The 20,326-nt window shown below is 63.9% G+C and carries 13 protein-coding genes; 4 read left to right on the top strand and 9 right to left on the bottom strand.

What is annotated here, in order from left to right; genetic code table 11:
* Positions 1-141: 141 nt before the first annotated feature.
* Positions 142-1,749 carry an ABC transporter substrate-binding protein gene (locus ACOIX3_RS02915; RefSeq protein ID WP_420968317.1) on the top strand — a complete coding sequence of 536 codons (1,608 nt, stop codon included), beginning with the start codon at positions 142-144 and terminating at the stop codon, positions 1,747-1,749.
* A gap of 137 nt (positions 1,750-1,886) precedes the next feature.
* Here ACOIX3_RS02915 and ACOIX3_RS02910 read toward each other — a convergent pair whose 3' ends face one another.
* Together ACOIX3_RS02910 and ACOIX3_RS02905 are read right to left on the bottom strand one after the other, a co-directional pair.
* Positions 1,887-4,121 carry a CHASE2 domain-containing protein gene (locus tag ACOIX3_RS02910; RefSeq protein WP_420968316.1) on the bottom strand — a complete coding sequence of 745 codons (2,235 nt, stop codon included), beginning with the start codon at positions 4,119-4,121 and terminating at the stop codon, positions 1,887-1,889.
* Between the two features lie 93 nt (positions 4,122-4,214).
* Complete coding sequence (locus tag ACOIX3_RS02905) at positions 4,215-8,378, bottom strand: VCBS domain-containing protein (RefSeq protein ID WP_420968315.1); 4,164 nt, start codon at positions 8,376-8,378, stop codon at positions 4,215-4,217.
* A 594-nt stretch (positions 8,379-8,972) separates the two neighbouring features.
* On the opposite strand from ACOIX3_RS02905, the gene ACOIX3_RS02900 reads away from it, so the two are divergent.
* Positions 8,973-9,725 (top strand): transglutaminase-like cysteine peptidase, encoded by a 753-nt coding sequence (locus tag ACOIX3_RS02900; RefSeq protein WP_420968314.1) that lies wholly within the window; start codon positions 8,973-8,975, stop codon positions 9,723-9,725.
* 131 nt (positions 9,726-9,856) lie between these two features.
* On the opposite strand, the gene ACOIX3_RS02895 is transcribed toward ACOIX3_RS02900, so the two are convergent.
* The 6 genes from ACOIX3_RS02895 to ACOIX3_RS02870 form a co-directional block, all read right to left on the bottom strand.
* The gene (locus ACOIX3_RS02895) at positions 9,857-11,056 is read right to left on the bottom strand and encodes an ABC transporter substrate-binding protein (RefSeq protein ID WP_420968313.1); all 1,200 of its coding nucleotides are present in this window, start codon (positions 11,054-11,056) and stop codon (positions 9,857-9,859) included.
* Between the two features lie 78 nt (positions 11,057-11,134).
* Entirely contained in the window at positions 11,135-12,973 is a 1,839-nt protein-coding gene (locus tag ACOIX3_RS02890) for an AMP-dependent synthetase/ligase (protein ID WP_420968312.1), read from the bottom strand.
* Positions 12,974-13,129: 156 nt separating this feature from the next.
* Positions 13,130-13,909: an ABC transporter ATP-binding protein gene (locus ACOIX3_RS02885; protein ID WP_092119687.1), complete on the bottom strand. Its 780-nt coding sequence runs from the start codon at positions 13,907-13,909 to the stop codon at positions 13,130-13,132.
* Between the two features lie 10 nt (positions 13,910-13,919).
* Positions 13,920-14,678 carry an ABC transporter ATP-binding protein gene (locus ACOIX3_RS02880; RefSeq protein WP_029077993.1) on the bottom strand — a complete coding sequence of 253 codons (759 nt, stop codon included), beginning with the start codon at positions 14,676-14,678 and terminating at the stop codon, positions 13,920-13,922.
* A complete protein-coding gene (locus ACOIX3_RS02875) occupies positions 14,675-15,826 on the bottom strand; it encodes a branched-chain amino acid ABC transporter permease (protein WP_420968311.1) in 1,152 nt (383 codons plus the stop codon). The genes ACOIX3_RS02880 and ACOIX3_RS02875 overlap by 4 nt, the downstream gene beginning before the upstream one ends.
* A gap of 9 nt (positions 15,827-15,835) precedes the next feature.
* Positions 15,836-16,711 (bottom strand): branched-chain amino acid ABC transporter permease, encoded by an 876-nt coding sequence (locus ACOIX3_RS02870; RefSeq protein ID WP_212311793.1) that lies wholly within the window; start codon positions 16,709-16,711, stop codon positions 15,836-15,838.
* 293 nt (positions 16,712-17,004) lie between these two features.
* Here ACOIX3_RS02870 and ACOIX3_RS02865 point away from each other — a divergent pair, with 293 nt between their 5' ends.
* Positions 17,005-17,757, top strand: a complete 753-nt coding sequence (locus ACOIX3_RS02865; protein ID WP_420968310.1) for an ABC transporter ATP-binding protein — start codon at positions 17,005-17,007, stop codon at positions 17,755-17,757.
* Complete coding sequence (locus ACOIX3_RS02860; RefSeq protein ID WP_420968309.1) at positions 17,754-19,274, top strand: permease; 1,521 nt, start codon at positions 17,754-17,756, stop codon at positions 19,272-19,274. Before ACOIX3_RS02865 ends, ACOIX3_RS02860 begins: the two co-directional genes overlap by 4 nt.
* Positions 19,275-19,280: 6 nt before the next feature.
* On the opposite strand, the gene ACOIX3_RS02855 is transcribed toward ACOIX3_RS02860, so the two are convergent.
* Positions 19,281-20,165: an alpha/beta fold hydrolase gene (locus ACOIX3_RS02855; RefSeq protein ID WP_420971957.1), complete on the bottom strand. Its 885-nt coding sequence runs from the start codon at positions 20,163-20,165 to the stop codon at positions 19,281-19,283.
* Between the last annotated feature and the right edge of the window lie 161 nt (positions 20,166-20,326).

Below are 20,326 nucleotides of genomic sequence, written 5' to 3'. Positions count from 1 at the left end.
TGCCAAGGGGAATAGTTCTTCAGCAAATAACCGCCGGGCGCGTCATTTCTTCCCACCTCGCGCCCCAACCGTGCGAAGATGCCTATTCTGGCATCATGCTTGCAGGATTTGGCCCCGACTTCCCACCAACGGAGCCTGCACATGCGCGCGCGCAATTCGATCCTGACGGCGGCAATGGCGCTCGCCCTGACCGCGGGCTGGCCGGCCATATCCGCGCGAGCAGAGTCCATTGTGCGCTACGGCATTTCGATGGCCGACATTCCGCTGACGACCGGCCAGCCCGATCGCGGCGCCGGCGCCTATCAGTTCACGGCCTACACGATCTACGATCCGCTGGTGGCCTGGGAGATGGACGTTGCCGACCGGCCGGGCAAACTGGTGCCCGGGCTTGCGACCGAATGGAAGGTCGATGACAACGACAAGACCAAGTGGCGCTTCACCCTGCGCAAGGGCGTGAAATTCCACGACGGCAGCGACTTCAACGCCGACGCGGTGATCTGGAATCTCGACAAGGTGCTGAACGACAAGGCACCGCAATTCGACAAGCGGCAGAGCGCGCAGGTCAAGACCCGGCTGCCCTCGGTCGCGAGCTACGCCAAGATCGACGACCAGACCATCGAGATCACCACCAAAACGGTCGACTCTTTCTTCCCCTACCAGATGCTCTGGTTCCTGGTCTCGAGCCCCGCGCAATATGAGAAGCTCGGCAAGGACTGGGACAAGTTCGCGAGCCAGCCCTCCGGCACCGGCCCGTTCAAGCTGACCAAGCTGGTGCCGCGCGAGCTCGCCGAGCTGACCAAGAACCCGGACTATTGGGACAAGAAGCGGCTTGCGAAGGTCGACAAGTTGATCCTGATCCCGATGCCGGAGGCGCTGACCCGCACCAACGCGCTGCTGGCCGGCCAGGTCGACCTGATCGAGACGCCGGCGCCCGACGCCGTGCCGCAGCTCAAGGCCGCCGGCATGAGGATCGTCGACAACGTGACGCCGCATGTCTGGAATTATCATCTGAGCGTGCTGCCAGGCTCGCCCTGGACCGACATCCGCCTGCGCAAGGCGCTCAACCTCGCGATCGACCGCGATGCGGTGGTTGGCCTGATGAACGACCTCGCCAAGCCGGCCAAGGGCCAGGTCGACCCGTCGAGCCCGTGGTTCGGCAAGCCGAGCTTCGAACTGAAATACGACCTCGCGGCCGCGAAAAAGCTGGTGGAGGAAGCCGGCTATTCCAAGGACAAGCCGCTGAAGACCACCTTCATCATCGCCCAGGGCGGCACCGGGCAGATGCTGTCGCTGCCGATGAATGAATTCCTGCAGCAGAGCTTCAAGGAGATCGGCATCGATATCGACTTCAAGGTGGTCGAGCTCGAGACGCTCTATTCGCACTGGCGCAAGGGCGCCGCCGACGAGATGAACGCCGGCATCACCGCCAACAACATCGCCTATGTCACCTCGGATCCGCTCTATGCCATCGTGCGGTTCTTCCATTCCGGCCAGGTGGCGCCGACAGGCGTCAACTGGGGCGGCTACAAGAATCCGAAGGTCGACGCGCTGATCGACGAGGCCAAACAGACCTTCGACAGCGCGAAACAGGATGCGCTGCTGGCGCAGGCGCACGCGCTGATCGTCGACGATGCCGCGCTGGTGTGGGTGGTGCACGACACCAATCCGCACGCGCTGTCGCCGAAGGTGAAAACCTTCGTGCAAGCGCAGCACTGGTTCCAGGATCTGACGCAGATCGGACTAGAGTAGATCTCTCGTCGTCCCGGCGAAAGCCGGGACCCATACGCCGCAGCCGGCGCAATACGCAAGCGGCGAGACGGCTTTCTAACAACACCCATTTGTGGTTATGGGTCCCGGCTTTCGCCGGGACGACAGTGGTGTGGCGCCTATTTCGTCGTCAACGCGAAGGCGCCGTCCCAATCGTCCGGCGGCGGCTCCTTCTGGAAGGAGCGGATGCGCGCCTCGTAAAGGCGATAGAGATATTGCAGCGTCTGCGCCTCGTCGGTCTTGCGGCCGCGCTCGATCGCGGCGAGCGCACCGTCCCAGTCGCGGCTGCGGTAGCAGGCGAGCATCTCGATGGTCAGGTTGCGCAGCCGCTGGAAGCGGCCGGAACCGGCCACGTCCTCGCGGCCGGCGATCGCATAGATCACCTCGGGCTCCTTCTTGCCCTTCACCATGATGAAGTCGAGTTCGAGGATCGCGAACTTCTCCTTCACCGCGAGCGCGGTCTTCGATCCCACGATGATCGGGAAGCCGTATTCCTTGGACTGCCCCTCCAGCCGCGAGGCCAGATTGACACTGTCGCCGAACACCGAATAGTCGAAGCGCACATCGGAGCCCATATTGCCGACCACGCAGGTGCCGGTGTTGAGACCGACCCCGATGTTGAGCGGCACATAGATGTGGCCGCCCTCCTGGGCCTCCTGCTCGCGCGCACGGTTGAGGTCGTCGACGCGTTCCAGCATGTCGAGCGCGGCGTCGCAGGCGTTGAGCTGGTGCTGCTTGTCGTCGAGCGGTGCGTTCCAGAACGCCATGATGGCGTCACCCATGTATTTGTCGATGGTGCCCTTGCGGGCAAGGATCGCGTTGGAAAGCGGGGTGAGGAAACGGTTCATCAGCGTCGTGAGGCCTTGCGGATCGCGCTTGTAGGTTTCCGAGATCGAGGTGAAGCCGCGCATGTCCGAGAACATGATGGTCATCTCGCGCTCCTCGCCGCCGAGCACGAGCCGCTCCGGCGATTGCGCCAGCTGCTCGACCAGCGCGGGCGACATGTACTGCACGAATTGCGACCTGATCTGCCGGCGCTGCTGCTGTTCGCGCACGAAGGCGGAGAAGATCAGCGTGAGATAGATCGCCGTGGTCGACATCAGCGGATAGGTGAAATCGATCAGAAGCCGGTGCTGGGAATAGAAATACCAGGAGGTGCCGGTCAGCACCGAAGCGAACATCCCGCCGACGACGACCAGCGTGATCGGGCCGAACTTCGGCGCGAAGGCGATGACCAGCAGCCCCATGATCAGCGCCGCGAAGAACTCGATGCCGATGCCGTAGTTCGGTTGCGAAACCACGTCACCGGTCAGCGCGCTCTCCAGCACCTGGGCGTGAACCTCGACCCCGGGCATCGCCGGCGTCACCGGCGTGGTCTTGATGTCGTTGAGCCCGACCGAGGAGGTGCCGATCAGGATCAGCTTGCCGGCGATCCTGTCCGGCGGCACCCGCCCGTCCAGTACGTCGACGGCCGAGACGTAGATCGAGGGGTCACGGCGCGCATAGTGGATCCAGAGCTGGCCATAGAGATCGGTCGGGATCGCAAAACCCTTGATCCCGAGGCTCTGGATGCCGGCCTTGTCGGCCTTGATCAGGATGGTGCCCGAGCCGCCCGCCACCCGCAGCATTTCGAAGGTCAGCGACGGCATGGTGATGCCCTGCGCGACCATCATCATCGGCACCCGCCTGACGATGCCGTCGCGTTCCGGCCTGATCGTAAACAGACCTCGCCCGGCCGCGGCCTCCTCGAGCACCGGCACGTTGCGCAACAATCCCGGAAACTGGAACATGAAGCGCTGCGGCTCCTCGCCGAGCATCGCAAGCCCGGTGACCGGCAGCTTTTCGTTGAGGTCGGCGCGCACGTTGGGGCCGCCGGACTCGCCGAGCACCACACGCGAGTTCTTGATGGCGTCGGCCAGGATGCTGTCGTTGCTCGGCAGCTGCCGCAGCCTGGCGCGCATCTCCTCATCTAGGCTGCTGAAGGTATCGGCCGCGATATCGGGGTTGAGGCGGTCGGGCTCGGAGAACACCGCGTCGAACGCGATCACCACGGCGCCGAGCCGGGTGAGGTTGATGACGATGTCGGCGAGTCGCGTCCGCGGCCACGGCCATTGCCCGAGCCGGGGGTCAGCGAGGCTCTTCTCGTCGATATCGACGATGGTGACCGGCCGCGCGGTCTTCTGGCGCGGTTCGATCACCTGGAAGGTATCGAATGTCCTGACGCGAAGCTCCTGAACCGGAGCCGGATCAGCGATCCGCAGCGCGGCAATGCCGATCAACAGCGCCACGCAGGCCAGCCGCGCATAGCCGAAGCGCCGTCCGAACCACCTTCGTATCGCCTTCAGCCGTCTCATACCGTCTGGATATCACGCGCGGAGAGTAGTTCCAATCGAGCAGACGTTGCGCAATGCCGGATCCGGTCGGCCTTTTCAGGAGGCCGACGCCCATCACGTATAATGAATGATGAAGTCGCTCTGATGCAAACTCGCCTTCGAGACATTGTGCAACGTGATCGTGTCCGCACTATCGACCGTGATCAGCGTATCCGCCGAATTCGTCGGCGACGTCGTCACATTCTGATCGAACCAGCTGCTGAAGGTGCTTGTCGAGACGACCGTGGACAGGTCGATTTGGTCCTGGCCCGGCGTAAAGTTCAGGATCGTGTCGTGATTGAAGTTCGGCGCAAACACGAACTTGTCCTGATAGCCCGATCCGAAGAACACGTCCTTGTCGCTGGTGCCAGTCAGCGTCACCGGCTGAGACGGATTTTGCTGGACGTTGAAGATCAGGTTGACCGTATCGCTCGCGCCATGGCCGTCGGTCACGGAGAGCGCGATCTTGTCGGTCGCCGGCGGGGTCTGGCCCGGGTTGTAGACAAGGCCCGGCGACCCGAGCGCGGTGTTGATATCCGGGAGATGGCCGAGCAGCACTGGCGGCGCGACGCTGCTGCCCGAACCGGGGTTCGTCGCGGCCGCCAGGGTGAAGTTCTCGTTGGCGCCGGCATCGACATCCGTGACGGTCAGGCCGGAGATCGTTTCGGTCCCGTTGGGATTGTCGGTGATGCTGATGTTGTCGGTATGGATCACCGGCGCGTCGTTGGCGCCGACGACATCGACCGTCAGCGTCGCAGTCCCGGTCGCGCCATGCACATCGATGGTCTCGACGGTGAACGTGTCGGCATAGGTGCCCTTGGCCAGCGCGTTGATCGCGGCGGCGTCGGGAACATAGCTGTAGGTGCCGTCGGCGTTGACGGTGAGCGAGCCGTAGAGGCCCGCGATCGACGAGTTGACCGCGACGTGGTCCGAATTGAGCGCGGCATAGGTTAGCGTCGCGGTCTCGCCGTCGTCGACGTCATGGCCGTGCAGCGCGCCGGTGAGCGGGCTGAACGTGTCGTCAGCAGCGGTATCGGTGAGCGTGCCGGCGTTGACGTCAGCCAGCGTCGGCGCGTCGTTGGCGCCGTTGATCGTGATCGTCACGGGCTGGGTGATGACGCCGCCATGTTGGTCGTCGATCTGGATCGTGTAGGTCAGCGTCAGCGTCTCGCCGGCGGCCAGATAGTCGAAATTCTGGTCTGCGGCCGAGAAGGCCCAGGTCTGCGATCCGTTCACATGGCCGGTCGAATCCGTCAGCGTCCCCAGCGAGAGCCAGTTCAGGATGGTGGACTGGTCCTCGGGCAGGCCCGCGGTCGCCCCGGATTCGGTCACGCCGGTGATGGATACGATGTGAGCATCGCTGAGATCGACATCGGCAAATCCCACCACGCCCGATGCGACGTCCGGCTTGGATGAACCCGTCGTGTCGGGCTGCTCGGGAATAGTGGCGGTCTGCGGCGCCGACGTGACGGTGGGCGCGTCATTGCTGCCGACGATCGTGATTGTCACCGGTTGGCTGATCACGCCGCCATGATGGTCGTCGATTTTGACGGTGTAGGTCAGCGTCAACGTCTCGCCGGCGGCGAGATAGTCGAAATTCTGGTCCGCGGCCGAGAAGGTCCAGGCCTGCGATCCATTCACATGGCCGGTCGAATCCGTCAGCGTCCCCAGCGAGAGCCAGTTCAGGATCGTGGACTCGTCCTCAGGCAGGCCCGTGGTCGTGCCGGTTTCCGCGACGCCAGTGATGGACACGGTATGGGTGTCGCTGAGATCGACGTCGGCAAACGCCACCACGCCTTGGGCCACGTCCGGCTTGGTCGAGCCGGTCTCGCCGATCGCCTCGGGCACCGAGGTGGTCGACGGTTCCGATGTGAAGGTCGGGGTGTCGTTGGTGCCCGTGATGGTGATCGTGACGGGCTGGGTGACGACGCCGCCATGGTGGTCGTCGACCTGGATCAGATAGGTCAGCGTCAGCTTCTCGCCGGCCGCCAGATAGTCGAAATTCTTGTCGGCGGCCGAGAACGTCCAGGCATTGGATCCGGTGACGCCGCCGGTCGTATCCTTCAGCGTGCCGAGCGAGAGCCAGCTCAGGATCGTCGCCTGATCGGGAAGCCCGGTGGTCACGCCCGTTTCGGTGACACCGGCCACGGTGATGCTGTGGGTGTCGCTGAGATCAGCATCGGTGAAGGTCACAGTGCCGGACGCGGTATCCGGGTTCGCCGAACCGGTCACACTCTCGGCCTCGGTGATGGCGGCCGCCTGGGTCGGCGAGGTGATCACCGGCTTGTCGTCGGTGCCGACGATCGTGATCGTGACGGGGACCGTAACGACGCCACCATGATGGTCGTCGATCTGGACCGTGTAGATCAGCGTCAGCGTCTCGCCGACGGCGAGATAATCAAAACTCTTGTCGGCGGCCGAAAACGTCCACGAGCGCGATCCCATCACGCCGTCGGTCGAATCGGTCAGTGTGCCCAGCGACAGCCAGCTCAGCATGGTGGCTTGGCTGGGAATTCCGCCTGTGAAGCCGGTTGCGGTGACGCCGGTGATGGCGACCGTGTGCGTGTCGGTCAAATCGGCATCGGTAAACGTCACCGTGCCATGCGCCGTGTCGGGCACGGCGGAATTCGTCGTCCATGGCAGTTCGGTGATCGAACCGACCTGTGCCGAGGACGTCACGACCGGCGTGTCGTTGGTGCCGGTGATCGTGATGGTGATGGTCTTGAACGCGGTCTCGTTGCTCAGCGCGTAGTTGTTATCGACGCGCACCATATAGGTGAGCGTCAGCGTCTCGCCGGCGGCGAGGAAGTCGAAGGCGCCGTCGGCAAGGCTGTAAGTCCAGGTCGCCGAGCCGATGTTGTTGTTCAGCGGATTGGGTTCGAGCAGCACCGGGACCTCGACGGCCGCGATGGCCGCCTGTTCCGCCGCCGTCAGCGACGAGGTGACGTCGTTGCCGCCGGCGTCGTGGTAGCTGAACGTGCTGAAGTTGATGGCTGCAGTCGGCTTGTCGCCGAGGTTGACGTCCACCCAGGTGATCTGGCCGTTCACCGTGTCGAACAGCGTGCTGTGGGTCTGCCCGGCCTGTTCGCTGAACGCCCCATTCTGTGTCACGACATGCGGCGCCCCGGCTATGTGGTCGGACTTGGGGGCAGCGGCCTGCGATCCGGAATTGTTGGTCAAACCCAGCAGAAAGTTGATCGGCACGAAGGCGTCGCCGGTGGCGAGCTTCAGGCCGATCGTGACCGGGACGACGCTGTCGGTGAAGTTCGTCGTGAGCTTGGTGTTGGGATTCGAATTGTCGGTGAACTTCAGCGCGAAGACGTCGGAGATCAGCTTCTGCGCGTCGGTCGACAGTTGTGCCGACGAGACGAAGCTGACGCTACCCTGGCCGTTGACAATGGTCTGGGTGCCGGCCTGATCGACGGTCGCGATCGGATTGAGCGTCGTCTTGTCGAACAGGATGTAGGAGCCGGTGGTGCCGTCGGGCTCGACCAGCACCTGGAACTTGGCCGGCGGCACGCCACCTGTGCCCTGGACGTCGAAATCGATCTCGACCAGCACCGCGGTGCCGCGGATACCCATGGTCGCGACCGGCGTATCGACCTTCATGTCGCCATGCTTGGCGGTCGCGCCGGCAACGAACGAGATCGTGCCTGAGACGAGGCTCATCAGCGACGAATTGCTCGACCCGTTCGGGTCGTAGATCATCTCGTTCAGCACCATCTTGGCATTCGGTCCAAGACCGAACACGGTGCCGTCGATGAAGGTGATGCCGAGCGTCGAGTCGCTGCCGGACTGCACCACGTCACCCTTGTTGACGTTGTCGCCCTGGTTCAGGACGATCGCGACGCCGTTGCGGATCGCGGTGGCGTTGCCCGCCAGCTTGGTGACATGGCCGATGACCTTGGCCGGCTCGGCCGCGCCGCCGGCCTGTGCATATTGGGTGTAGCCGGTGAGCGCGTTGACGAGGTCGCCGGTGAGATGCGCGCCTTCAGGCGACGCCAGGGCCGCGTGCTTCTCGCCCTTGAAGTAGTCGTGCAGGACGAGTTCCCGGTCGTCCTTCGAGATGACGAGATCGAGCCCGGTCCGCTTGAAGTCGCCGGTGAACAGCAAATGCCCGTCGTCGACGGTGATCGCGCCGGGCGGAGCATGCGTGGAAACGCTGTCGACGTGTACCGATCCACGGGCATAAGCGTCCGTGTTCGGCAAATAGCCGTCGAATTTCTCGACAAAGTTCACTGCGGATCACCGCACGAAGGTTAATATTGGTAGAATATCCGAATGATTACGCCTGCATATCATCGGATAAAGCTTCGCGAAACCATCCTGTGCTTTCGCAAGGTGCTCTGATTGCGCGGTTTGACTGGGTGTGACTTGGCTCACTCTCAGATGAGTCGTGTAGTCCGGGCTTACCGGACGGTACCATGAGATGGGATTTAAGCCAAGATGGGTACTGAGCCACGTATTCGTGGTATTGACCTGCATTTCTCTACTTGCCTTTATTTCCCCGCAGCCCCGAGAGGGCATTTGACCCCAATTTTCCGGCTAAAGCTGTGACCTGGCTTACAAATCGCAGCTATCCCGTGCGCGGACCGGCCGGGTTAACCAGAAGGCAAGGATGAGGCGTTTCGCGGTGGAAAAAGGTTCGCCGGTTCGTTTCACAAACCGGTAAAGTTTTCGGGACCCGGACCACAGGCCCTTTAGCCTCCTGCCCGGTTTCCCCACATCTTAAGTCGATTCGAAGGGATCGTTGGCCATGCTGTCGGCATGAAACGATCCGGTCGCGTGCGCGGTGCAGTATCCACCCGTCGATGAGCGGACAGGGGGTGTCACATGGGTAACTCGCTTCGCTCGTTTGCGCTGCGTGCCGTCATGCTGGGCTTCGGCCTGGCCATGGCCGCGCCGATTGCCGAGCTCAATGCCGCCTCGGTGCTTTCGCCCGGCCCGGCGACACTGCTCAGAAAGTCGACCGAGCCGTTCGGCCTGTCGACCAGCCTGCTTGCCGGCGGCGGCCTGCGCGACAAATGGCTCAGCGTGCAGCGCCAGCTTGCCGACGAATTGGTGCAGCTCGCAGCTTGCGAGAGCGACCGCGCAGGATGTACGTCGCCGGAGGCGCTGCGATTCCTGGCAATCGTCGATGCCGGACGCGCGCGCACCGGCCGCGCCCGTCTCGGCGAGATTAACCGCGCGATCAATCTGGCTATCCGCCCGGGCAGCGATCTCGCGACTTATGGCGAACCCGACGTCTGGGCCACGCCGCTCGCCACCTTCGCCCGCGGCAGCGGCGATTGCGAAGACTATGCGATCGCGAAATTCGTGGCGCTCGGCAAGGCCGGCGTCGCGCCGGAAGATTTGCGCATCGTCGTGATGCATGACCTGCTCGGTGACGAGGACCATGCCGTGGTCGCGGCGCGGCTCGACGGCCACTGGCTGACGCTCGACAATCGCCGCATGGCGATGATCGAGGACGCTGACATCAGGCGTTTTCGGCCGACCTTCGTGATCGACCAGAACGGCGTCAGCCGCTATGTCGATGCGCCGCTCGTCACCGAGGCCGCGTGGCGGCCGACGGCGGGGATGAATTGAACGAAACGATGGGAATCCGCTTCCGTCATTGCGAGAAGCGAAGCGACGAAGCAATCCATCGGTCCGCACAAGCTGCGGAATGGATTGCTTCGCTTCGCTCGCAATGACGCCCGGTTGCAGTGCTGGACCGCTCAGAACATCAAATTATCCTTCACCAGCACCCAGCGGCCGCCCTTGACCTGCTGCACCTGGGTGATGGTGTTGGCGAGATGATCGGTCTTGGAGAACTTGGTCGGCGGCGAGCTGAAGATGTCGAGGAACTTGTCGCCTGACTCCAGCGCGTCGAGCATCTTCTGGCCGGTGAGGTCCTTGCCCGCCTTCTGCGCGTAGAACGCGAAGGTCATCACCGCGTTGTAGCCGATGATCGCCTGCGTGTTGGCCTCGCTATTGAACATCTTCTTGTAGTTGAGGAGCCAGTCCTTCACCTTGCCCTTGGCCGTGTCCTCGTAGGGAATCTCGAAGCCCGACGCTGCGTAGAGGCCTTCGACGGCTTCCTTGCCGAGCGCCGGCACTTCGAGCACGTTGGTCGGCGTGGCGCCGAGGAAGGTGACGTCCCAGCCGAGCTTCTTCGCCTCGTTCATGGCGCCGATGGTCTCGCGGATCACGGTGCCGAGCACGACGAGGTCGCAGCCGTCGGACTTCATCTTGGCGACCTGCGCCGAGAAGTCGGAGGCGCCGCGCTTGTAGCTCGTGACCGAGGCCGGCTGCACCTTCATCGCACCGAGCTGCTGGGTGAAGCCGTCGAGCACGTTCTTACCGTACTCGTCGTCCTGGTGCATGATGCAGGGCTTCTTGAAGTTCTTCCACTCCATCATGTATTTGATCGCGGCGCGTGTGCTCTCGACATAGGGCAGCAGGTTGTTGAACTTCAGCCGTTCCTGCGGCTTGGCGGGATCGAACTTGAAGGTGAATTCGGCGGCGGTCAGCGGGAACAGCTGCAGCACGCCGGCATCGAACAGGATGTCCTGCGCGGCGAGCACGGTCGGCGATCCCATTGGGCCGATCATCGCGAAGACCTTGTCGCGCTCGACCATCTTCTGCGAGGCCAGCACGGCCTTCTTCGGGTCGTAGCCGTTGTCCTCCAGGATCATCTTGATCTTACGGCCGTTGATGCCGCCGCTGGCGTTGATTTCCTCTACCGCCATCTTCATGCCGTTGGACACCGGGACGCCCCAGACCTTGATCGGGCCGGACAAATCCTGATGCGTTCCGATCACGATCTCGGTCGGCGAGATGCCTTCATTGGTGACCTTGGTCTGGGCTGCGGCCGGCAGACAGGTCAGCGCCAGCGCGCTCACCGCAAGGCCCAGCGCCTTCAGCGATTTCGACATTGCAGTCTCCTCCTTACATGGCCCATGTTGAGCGAAGGGTCGGGCCTGCTCGCTCCTTCGCCAATTCCTTCTCTCCGGCTAGGCCACCGCCCGCGCGCCATACATGGCGTCGATCTCGGCCGCGTAGCGCTTGTTCACGAAATTGCGCTTCAGCTTCATGGTCGGCGTCAGCTCCTCGTCCTCGGGCGTGAGCTGGCGCTCGATCAGGAAGAATCTCTTGATGGTCTCGACCCGCGCGAACTTCGTGTTGACCGCCTCGACCTCGCGGTGAATCAGGTCCTGGATCTCGCGGGCCCGGCACAGGCTCGCGTAGTTGGTGAAGGGGATATCCTGGTCCTGGGCGTATTTCTCGACATTCTCCTGATCGATCATGATCAGGCAGGTGAGATACGGCCGCTTGTCGCCGATCACGACCGCATCGGAGACGTAGGGCGAGAATTTCAGCTGGTTCTCGATCTCGGACGGCGTGATGTTCTTGCCGCCGGAGGTGATGATGATGTCCTTCATCCGGTCGGTGATCTTCACATAGCCTTCATTGTCGATCGCGCCGACGTCGCCGGTGTGCAGCCAGCCCTTCGCGTCGATCGTCTCGGCGGTCTTCTCCGGCTGGTTGAGATAGCCCATGAACAGGAAGTCGCCCTTGATCAGGATCTCGCCTTTCGGACAGATCATCACCTCGCCCCAGGGCGCGGCTTTGCCGACTGAGCCGAGCTTGATGCGGTCCGCCGGCATCATGGTCGCGACGCCGCAATTCTCGGTCTGGCCGTAGACCTCGCGCATGTCGATGCCGAGCGCGAGATACCACCGAATCAGATCCGGCGAGATCGGCGCCGCGCCGGTCAGTGCGATCCGGCAACGGTCGAGCCCGAGCATGCGGCGGATGTTGCGGAACACCAGCCAATAGGCCGCGCGGTTGGCGAGCCGCAGCGACAGCGGCGGCGCCTCGCCCTCCAGCCGGCACTCGGTCATCCGGTTGCCGATCGCGAGCGCCCGGGCATACATCCAGTTCTGGAACGGGGTCGCGTCCTTTAGCGCGATGGTGATGCCGGAATAGAACTTCTCCCAGATCCGGGGCACCGCAAGGAATGCAGTCGGCTGCACCTCGCGCAAATTGTCCGGCACCGTCTCCGGGCTCTCGGCGAAATTCATCACCGAACCCAGCGCGAGCGAGATGTAGTAGCCGCCGACCCGCTCGGCGACATGGCAGAGCGGCAGGAACACCAGCCGCTCCTCGCTGTCGGTCGAGGGATAGAGATCGTTGGCGTGGCGCATCTGGTGCGTCACGCTGCGGTTGGAATGCATCGCGCCCTTGGGCGGGCCTGTCGTGCCCGACGTATAGACCAGGATCGCGAGATCGGAGGCGGTGCGGCTGCCGGTCATTTCATCCCACAAGGCGTCATTGCCCTGCGCATGATTGCGGCCGAGCGCGGTGAATTCGGCGAGCGACAGCACCATCGGATCGGAGAACCCGGAGAGGCCCTCCATGTCGAACACGACGATCTTCTCCAGCGTCGGACAGCGCGACCGGCAGGTCAGCACCTTGTCGAGCTGCTCCTCGTCCTCGACGAACATCACCCGCGTCTGGGAATCATTGACGAGGTATTCGACCTGCGCCGCCGAATCGGTCGGATAGATGCCGGAGGACACGCCGCCAGCGCACAGGATGCCCATGTCGGCATAAACCCATTCCGGCACCGCGTTGGCGATGATCGAGGCGACATCGCCGGGACGGAAGCCGGTCGCATGCAGGCCGAAGGCGATGTCCTTGGAGATCTGCAGCCATTCGCGCCAGCTGGTCGGCTGCCAGATGCCGAACTTCTTTTCGCGGATCGCGGGCCTGTCGCCACGCGTTTGCACCGCGAGCAGAAAGCTCCTCGCGATCGTGTCGGCAACCGTCAGCACCGCTGGTCCTGCCATGCGCGCTCCCTCCTCTGCCGCTTGCCTCGCCCGCCGGCCCGAATGCCGGTCTTGTTCGCGAAGCAGGCCTGAAATCTAGCTCCAACTCGCTTTTAGCGCCAAACCTTCCTCGGCCAACTTTAGTCGACGCCAACCTTCGTCAACGCCAGATATGCCTCAGCGCCACGTCTTCTTCTTTTTCCAGCGCCGCTCGCCCCGCGCGCCCGCTTCCTTGGCACCGAGGTAGAACTCCTGGATATCGGGCGAATTCAACAGCCGTTCGCAGGTGTCGTTCATGACGACGCGGCCGATCTCCAGCACATAGCCGTAATGCGCCGTCTCCAGCGCGATCTTGGCATTCTGCTCGACCAGCAGGATCGACATGCCCTGCTCCTCATTGACGCGGCGGATGATGGTGAAGATCTCCTTCACCAGGATCGGCGACAGCCCGAGCGACGGCTCGTCCAGCAGCAGCAAGGTCGGCCGGTTCATCAGCGCCCGCCCGATCGCAAGCATCTGCTGCTCGCCGCCCGAAAGCTGCCCGGCCGGCTGGCCGAGCCGCTCCTTCAGCCGTGGAAAATAGCCGTAGACGCGTTCAAGGTCCTGCGCCACACCGTCGCGGTCCTTGCGCAGATAGGCACCCATCATCAGGTTCTCGCGCACCGACAGGAACGGAAACACCTCGCGGCCTTCCGGCACATGGCTGAGGCCGAGCCGCACGATCCGGTCAGCCTCCATGCGCTGGATCGGCTTGCCGAGGAACTCGATCGACCCTTTCTGCGGATCGAGGATGCCGGAGATCGTCTTCAAGACCGTGGTCTTGCCGGCGCCGTTGGCGCCGAGCAGCGTCACGATCTGGCCGCGCGGCACCTCGAGGCTGATGCCGCGGATCGCCATGATCGGCCCGTAATAGCTCTCGATGTTGGAGAGTTTCAGGATGATGTCTGCTGCGCTCATGGCATCATCCTCATGCGCCGAGATACGCTGCGACGACGTCGGGATGGTGCTGCACCTCGGACGGCGAGCCCATCGCCAGCACGCGGCCGTAGTTCAGCGCGATGACGCGGTCGGAGACCCGGTTGACCAGCGTCATGTCGTGCTCGACCATCAAGACCGTGATGCCGAGCTCGCTCTTCATGTCGCGGATCCAGAACGACATGTCGTCGGTCTCCTCGACGTTGAGGCCGGACGACGGCTCGTCGAGCAGGATCAGCTTCGGCTCCGAGCACAGCGCGCGCGCCAGCTCGATCACCTTGCGCACGCCGTAGGGCAGCCCCGAGATCAGCTTGTCGCGGTACGGCTCGAGATCGAGGAATTCGATCACCTGCTCGACCCGGCGGCGATGCGCCTTCTCGCCGGCCCGGACGCTCGGCAGGAACAAGAGTTCCTGCCAGAGCTGGGTGGTGGAATGGCGATGGCGGCCGACCAAGAGATTGCTCAGCACGGTCGCGTTCTCGAACAGCTCGATGTTCTGGAAGGTCCGCGCGATGCCGAGCCTGGCGATGTCGTAGGCCGGCTCCTGCGTGATGTCCTGATCCTCGAAGAAGATCCTGCCCGAGGTCGGCGGATAGATCCGCGAGATCAGGTTGAAGATCGAGCTCTTGCCGGCGCCATTGGGCCCGATGATCGAGAGGATCTCGCCCTTCTCGACCGCGAAGCTGACCGCATCGACGGCCTTGAGGCCGCCGAAATGCAGGGACAGGTTCTCGGCGCGGAAATAGCTCATCTGTTCCGCTCCGATTTCACGTAGATCTTCTGCCGCTTGAAGGTCGCGCGCTTGTACAGCGGGAACAGCTGGAAGAAGAGCTTGATCTTGAGCCAGCGGCCATAGAGCCCCAGGGGTTCGAAGAGTACGAACACCACGATGATGACGCCGTAGATCGCGCCCTTCAGCCCGTTGGCGGAGGCAAACGCCGCGACCGCATCCTGGATATGGCCCGCGCGTTCCGTGCCGGCGCCGAACGTGGCCGCGACGCCGCTGATCACGCCGGGCATGTCGTCCTTCAGATAGGTCAGGAATGGATCGATCATGACCAGGAAGATCGCGCCCAGCACCGCGCCATGCAGGCTGAAGGTGCCGCCGATCAGGATCACGATGATGAACTCGATCGAGAGCTGCAAAGTGAACATCTCGGGCGAGATGAAGGACAGCTTGTGGGCGAACAGCACACCGGCAAAGCCGGTGATACCAGCCGAGATCGCGAACGACTTCACCTTGTAGAGCGCAACGTTGATGCCCATGCTGCGCGCCGCGGTCTCGCTGTCGCGGATCGCGACAAAGGCGCGCCCAGTCGGCGAGCGCAGCAGATTGAGCGTGCCGACGATGGTCAGCACCAGCACCGCAAGGCAGAGATAATAGAAGGTCGGGCCGTCGCGCGACACGGTGGTGCCGAGCAGCTGAATGGTCTTGACCCGCATGCCCTCATTGCCGTGGGTCACGCTTTCCCAGCGCGCCAGGATTTCCTCGACGATGAAGGCAAACGAGATCGTCGCGATCACCAGATAGATGCCCTGCAGCCGCAGCGCCGGAAATCCGACCAGCGCGCCGACCACGCCGGTCAACAGCCCCGCGGCGAGGAAATAGACCGGAAACGGCACGTTGAATTGCTGCAGATAGGCCGCGGTATAGGCGCCGATCGCCAGAAACGCGGCATGGCCGAGCGAGGCCTGTCCGGTGAAGCCGGTCAGGATCAACAGCCCGACGCCGACGGTCGCATAGATGCAGACGAAGACGAGCTGGCTCATCAGATAGCTAGAGAGCACGTAGGGCGCGATCAACAGCACCGCCAGCAGCAGGCCGTAGGAATAGATATAGCCGGAATGCGGAAACAGCCTGATGTCGTCTTCATAGTCGGTCTTGAAGAGAAACCGCATGTGTTACCCTCAAACCTTCTTGCGGACGTGAAGGCCGAACAGGCCCTCGGGCTTGAGCAACAGCACCGCGAGCAGCACGATGTAGGGCGCGACGTCCTTCCATCCCTGCGGCAGATAGAAGCCGGCCATGCTCTCGATCACGCCGATCAGGACGCCGCCGACCACCGCACCCGGGATCGAGCCGAAGCCGCCGAGCACGGCGGCCGGAAACGCCTTCAGCCCCAGCACCAGGCCGACATTGGAATGGATGAAGGTGATCGGCGCCAGCAGCACGCCGGCGCAGGTCGCCACCGCCGCCGAGATCGCCCAGACGATCGAGACCACGCGCTTGACCGGGATGCCCATGTAATAGGCAGCCAGCATGTTCTCGGAGCTGGCGCGCATCGCGGTGCCGAGCGTGGTGCGGTTGAAGAACAGATAGAGCAGCGCGCACAGGATGATGGTCGCCGCGATCACCGACAATTTGTCATACGCGAGCACCAGGCTGCCGATCCTCAAGACGCCCTGGCTGAACGGCGTTTCGATCTTGAAGTCGTCGGTGCCCCAGATCATGCCGGAGACCGAGCGCAGGAAATAGCCGAGCCCGATCGTCGCCATGATGATGGAGAACTGCGGATAGCCGAGAATCGGCCGCACCACGACCCGCTCGGCCAGCATGCCGAACAGCGCCATGCAGATCACCGCGCCGGCGAAGCCGACCCAGTAATTCAGTCCGAGCATGCCGATGAAGGTGAAGGCGAAAAAGCCGCCCAGCATCATCAAATCGCCTTGCGCGAAATTGACGACCTCGGTTGCCTTGTAGACCAGCACGAAGCCGAGCGCGATCAGGCCGTAAACGCAGCCGAGCGCGATGCCGCTGACGAGCTGCTGAACAAAGTCCAGCATCGTTCCCTCCCCGATGCCCGGCGATTCTTCCCGATCGCTCGTTGCATCCCGCCTTCACGCCCTTGTGTGGGAAGCGCTGAAAGCTGCCTATGTCCGCCCCGATTGAGCCAAAAGGCCCGATCCCTGTCAACAAACCGCTGATCCGGCTATATCATCACATTTGCGGAGATATGCCGCAGCACGGACTAATACGGATATCGCGTTCGATTTGCCCCGTGCGATTCACTGCACCGAAACGGTTTTTGTCCAAGCTTACGCAACCGACGAGCGAACTCCCGGATCGCCAACGCACCATGACTTCGGAACTGTCCGCACTCGCCGTGCGAGGGTTAACCAAGCGTTTTGACCGCCCGGCGGTCGACGCGCTCGATCTCACCGTCCGTGTCGGTGAATTCTATGCGCTGCTGGGGCCGAACGGCGCCGGCAAGACCACGACGCTGCGCATGGTGGCGGGGCTATTGCGGCCCGATGCCGGCTCGGTGTCGATCCTCGGCATCGATGCGCTGGCCGACCCGGTCGCAGCCAAGCAGATCATGGCCTGGGTGTCCGACGAGCCGATGATCTACGACAAGCTGACGCCGCTCGAATATCTCGAATTCGTCGCCGGCCTGTGGGGCATCGATCCCCGCACGTCGGAGAAGTCGGCGCGCAATCTCCTGGTGTCGCTCGGGCTCGAGCCGCATCTCAACGCGCGCTGCGAAGGCTTCTCCAAGGGCATGCGCCAGAAGGTGGCGCTCGCCGGTGCGCTGGTGCACGACCCCCGCCTGATCATTCTCGATGAACCGCTGACCGGCCTCGACGCGTTGTCGGCGCGTCACGTCAAGGGACTGTTGCAGGAGCGCGTCCGGGCCGGCTGCACCGTGATCATGACCACCCACATTCTCGAAGTCGCCGAGCGCATGGCCGACCGGATCGGCGTGATCGCGGCCGGCAGGCTGATCGCCGAGGGCACGCTGGCCGAGCTGCGCGAGCAGAACGGCCGCAACGACACCACCCTCGAGGACATGTTCATCGCGCTGGTCGATACCGAAGCGGCGGCCGCGTGAGCTCGGTCGCCCATCTCACCTGGTTCGCCCGCCACGAATTCCGCCTGGCGTGGCGCGAATGGCTGGCGATGATGACCGGCGGCCGGCGCCGGCGCAATCGCGCCGTGATCGGCCTCTTGATCTTCGCGGTGATCCTGCATCTGCCGGCCTATGCCGTGGTTGCCCGCTATGTCGACCTGCGGTTTCCGCTCGATCCGTCCTCGCTGATCGTGCTGACCGCGACGATCTTCCTGTCCTGGGCGCTGATGCTGTCGCAGGCGATCGAGTCGGTGACGCGGGTGTTCTACGCCCGCGCCGATCTCGACCTGATCATGTCGTCGCCGGCAAAACTCACCAACATATTCTCGATCCGGATCGCCGCGATCGCGCTGACGGTGAGCAGCATGGCGCTTTTGCTGTCGACGCCGTTCATCGACGTACTGGTGTATCTCGGCGGTGCACGCTGGCTTGCCGGCTTCGGCGTCGTCCTTGCGATCGGGTTGTCGGCGGCGGCCGCGGCGATCGCGGTCACCGCGTTGCTGTTTCGCCTGATCGGACCGGGCCGGACGCGGCTGGTGGCACAGATCGTCTCCGCCGTCATCGGCGCCGGCTTCGTCATCGCGTTGCAGGTCGTCGCCGTGCTGTCCTACGGCACACTGTCGCGCTTTGCCTTCCTGACCTCGGAAACCGCGGCACGAATTGCCCCGGCCCTCGACAGCCTCGTCTGGTGGCCGGCGCGCGCATCGCTCGGCGATCTCGACATCATGATGCTGCTGCTCGCCACAGCGCTCGTGCTGCTCGGCGGCGTGATGGCGGTGTTCGCGCCGCGGTTTGCCGACACCGTCGCGCGCGTCGCAGCCAATCCGGCAGCGGTCACGCAAGGACGCGCCCGCGCATTCCGGACCGGCTCGCGGCAGCAGGCGCTGCGGCGCAAGGAATTCCTGCTGCTCCGCCGCGATCCGTGGCTGCTGTCGCAGAGCCTGATGCAGATGCTCTATCTGCTGCCGCCGGCACTGATGCTGTGGCGCAGCTTCTCCGGCACGTCGACCGCGATCGTGCTGATCACGCCTGTCATCGTGATGGCCGCAGGCCAGCTCGCCGGTGGGCTGGCGTGGCTGACCATCTCGGGCGAAGACGCGCCCGATCTGGTGGCGACCGCGCCGCTGCCGCCGTCGCGCGTGACCCGTGCCAAGGTCGAGGTCGTCCTGATCGCGATCGCTTCGGTTTTCGCGCCGCTGGTGGCCGCGCTGGCGTTCGCCTCGCCGGGGCAGGCCGCGGTGACGGCGATCGCGATCATCATCGCGACCGCATCCGCCGCAGCGGTCCAGCTCTGGTTCCGCGCGCAGGCCAAGCGCAGCCAGTTCCGCCGGCGCCAGACCTCCTCCCGCATCGCCACCTTCGCGGAAGCCTTCTCCTCGATCGGCTGGGCCGCAACCGCGGCGCTGGCCCTGACCATCCCGATGGCCGCGCTGGTCAGCGGCATGCTGACGCTGCTGACGCTCGCGATCGCCTGGAAGATCAGCCCGCGGCGCGTTTGACGGCCATCACGCCTTCATCACTTCCATCACCGCCGCAGCAAATGCCTCCGGCGCTTCCTGCGGCAGATTGTGGCCTGCGCCCGGGACCACACGATAGGCCCGGCGCGCCGTGTACTTGGCCGCGCTGGCGCTGCCATCGCCGGCAGCCGTAACCCCGTCATCGCCACCGTCGAGCGTGATGGTGGGGACCGTAATCACCGGCAGTGCGTCCAGCCTCCGCTGCAAATCCGCATATTGCGGATCCCCGGCGACAACGCCGTAGCGATGCCGGTAGCTGTGGATCACCACGTCGACATAATCGGGATTGTCGAATGCGACCGCGGTCCGCTCGAAGCAGGCATCGTCGAACGCCCAGCTCGGCGACCATTGCGACCACAATAGCTTCGCGATGCCGGCCCGGTTGGCGGCAAGCCCGGCGCGTCCGCGCTCGAGCTGGAAGTAGTACTGATACCAAAGCGGCACCTCGCGCTCGGGCCGCGCCGGCACCATCGCATGTGCGATGTCCTGGATCATGTAGCCATTGGTGCAGACGAGCCCGATGCAGCGTTCCGGCCACAGCGCCGCACCGATCGAAGCGGCGCGCCCGCCCCAGTCATAGCCGGCAAATACCGCGCGCTTGATGCCGAGCGCGTCCATTAGCGCGATCAGGTCGGCCCCGACCGCCGCCTGCTCGCCCGAGCGCGGCGTCGCCTTGTCGCGGAACACCGTCGGGCCGTAGCCGCGCAGATAGGGCACGATGACCCGACAACCCTGCGCCGCCAGCAGTGGGGCGACGTCCACATAGGAGTGGATGTCGTAGGGAAAGCCGTGCATCAGCATCACGGCGGGACCGTCGGCGGGGCCGGCCTCATAGTAGGCGATGTCGAGCACGCCTGCGTCGACATGGCGCAACGGCTCGAGCCGTTTGGTGGATGATGCGCGCGGCGCGGAGCTATTGTCAGTCACGCAGAACTCCCTGATCGCTGTGATCTGCGCGGGCATCATAGCGCCTGCCAACGCAATAATCGCCCGGATCGTATTGCAGCCAACGCCATGGAGCGATGCGCCCGTCT

The sequence above is a fragment of the Bradyrhizobium sp. B120 genome (assembly GCF_049075665.1).
In the GTDB taxonomy this organism is placed as follows: domain Bacteria; phylum Pseudomonadota; class Alphaproteobacteria; order Rhizobiales; family Xanthobacteraceae; genus Bradyrhizobium.
This window is presented reverse-complemented; position numbering and strand designations above follow the sequence as displayed.

Coding starts and splice junctions, on each gene's coding strand:
- ACOIX3_RS02880 (WP_029077993.1), bottom strand. CDS start 14,678: ATGAGCTATTTCCGCGCCGAGAACCTGTCCCTGCATTTCGGCGGCCTC.
- ACOIX3_RS02865 (WP_420968310.1), top strand. CDS start 17,005: ATGACTTCGGAACTGTCCGCACTCGCCGTGCGAGGGTTAACCAAGCGT.
- ACOIX3_RS02885 (WP_092119687.1), bottom strand. CDS start 13,909: ATGAGCGCAGCAGACATCATCCTGAAACTCTCCAACATCGAGAGCTAT.
- ACOIX3_RS02890 (WP_420968312.1), bottom strand. CDS start 12,973: ATGGCAGGACCAGCGGTGCTGACGGTTGCCGACACGATCGCGAGGAGC.
- ACOIX3_RS02910 (WP_420968316.1), bottom strand. CDS start 4,121: ATGAGACGGCTGAAGGCGATACGAAGGTGGTTCGGACGGCGCTTCGGC.
- ACOIX3_RS02875 (WP_420968311.1), bottom strand. CDS start 15,826: ATGCGGTTTCTCTTCAAGACCGACTATGAAGACGACATCAGGCTGTTT.
- ACOIX3_RS02915 (WP_420968317.1), top strand. CDS start 142: ATGCGCGCGCGCAATTCGATCCTGACGGCGGCAATGGCGCTCGCCCTG.
- ACOIX3_RS02900 (WP_420968314.1), top strand. CDS start 8,973: ATGGGTAACTCGCTTCGCTCGTTTGCGCTGCGTGCCGTCATGCTGGGC.
- ACOIX3_RS02870 (WP_212311793.1), bottom strand. CDS start 16,711: ATGCTGGACTTTGTTCAGCAGCTCGTCAGCGGCATCGCGCTCGGCTGC.
- ACOIX3_RS02895 (WP_420968313.1), bottom strand. CDS start 11,056: ATGTCGAAATCGCTGAAGGCGCTGGGCCTTGCGGTGAGCGCGCTGGCG.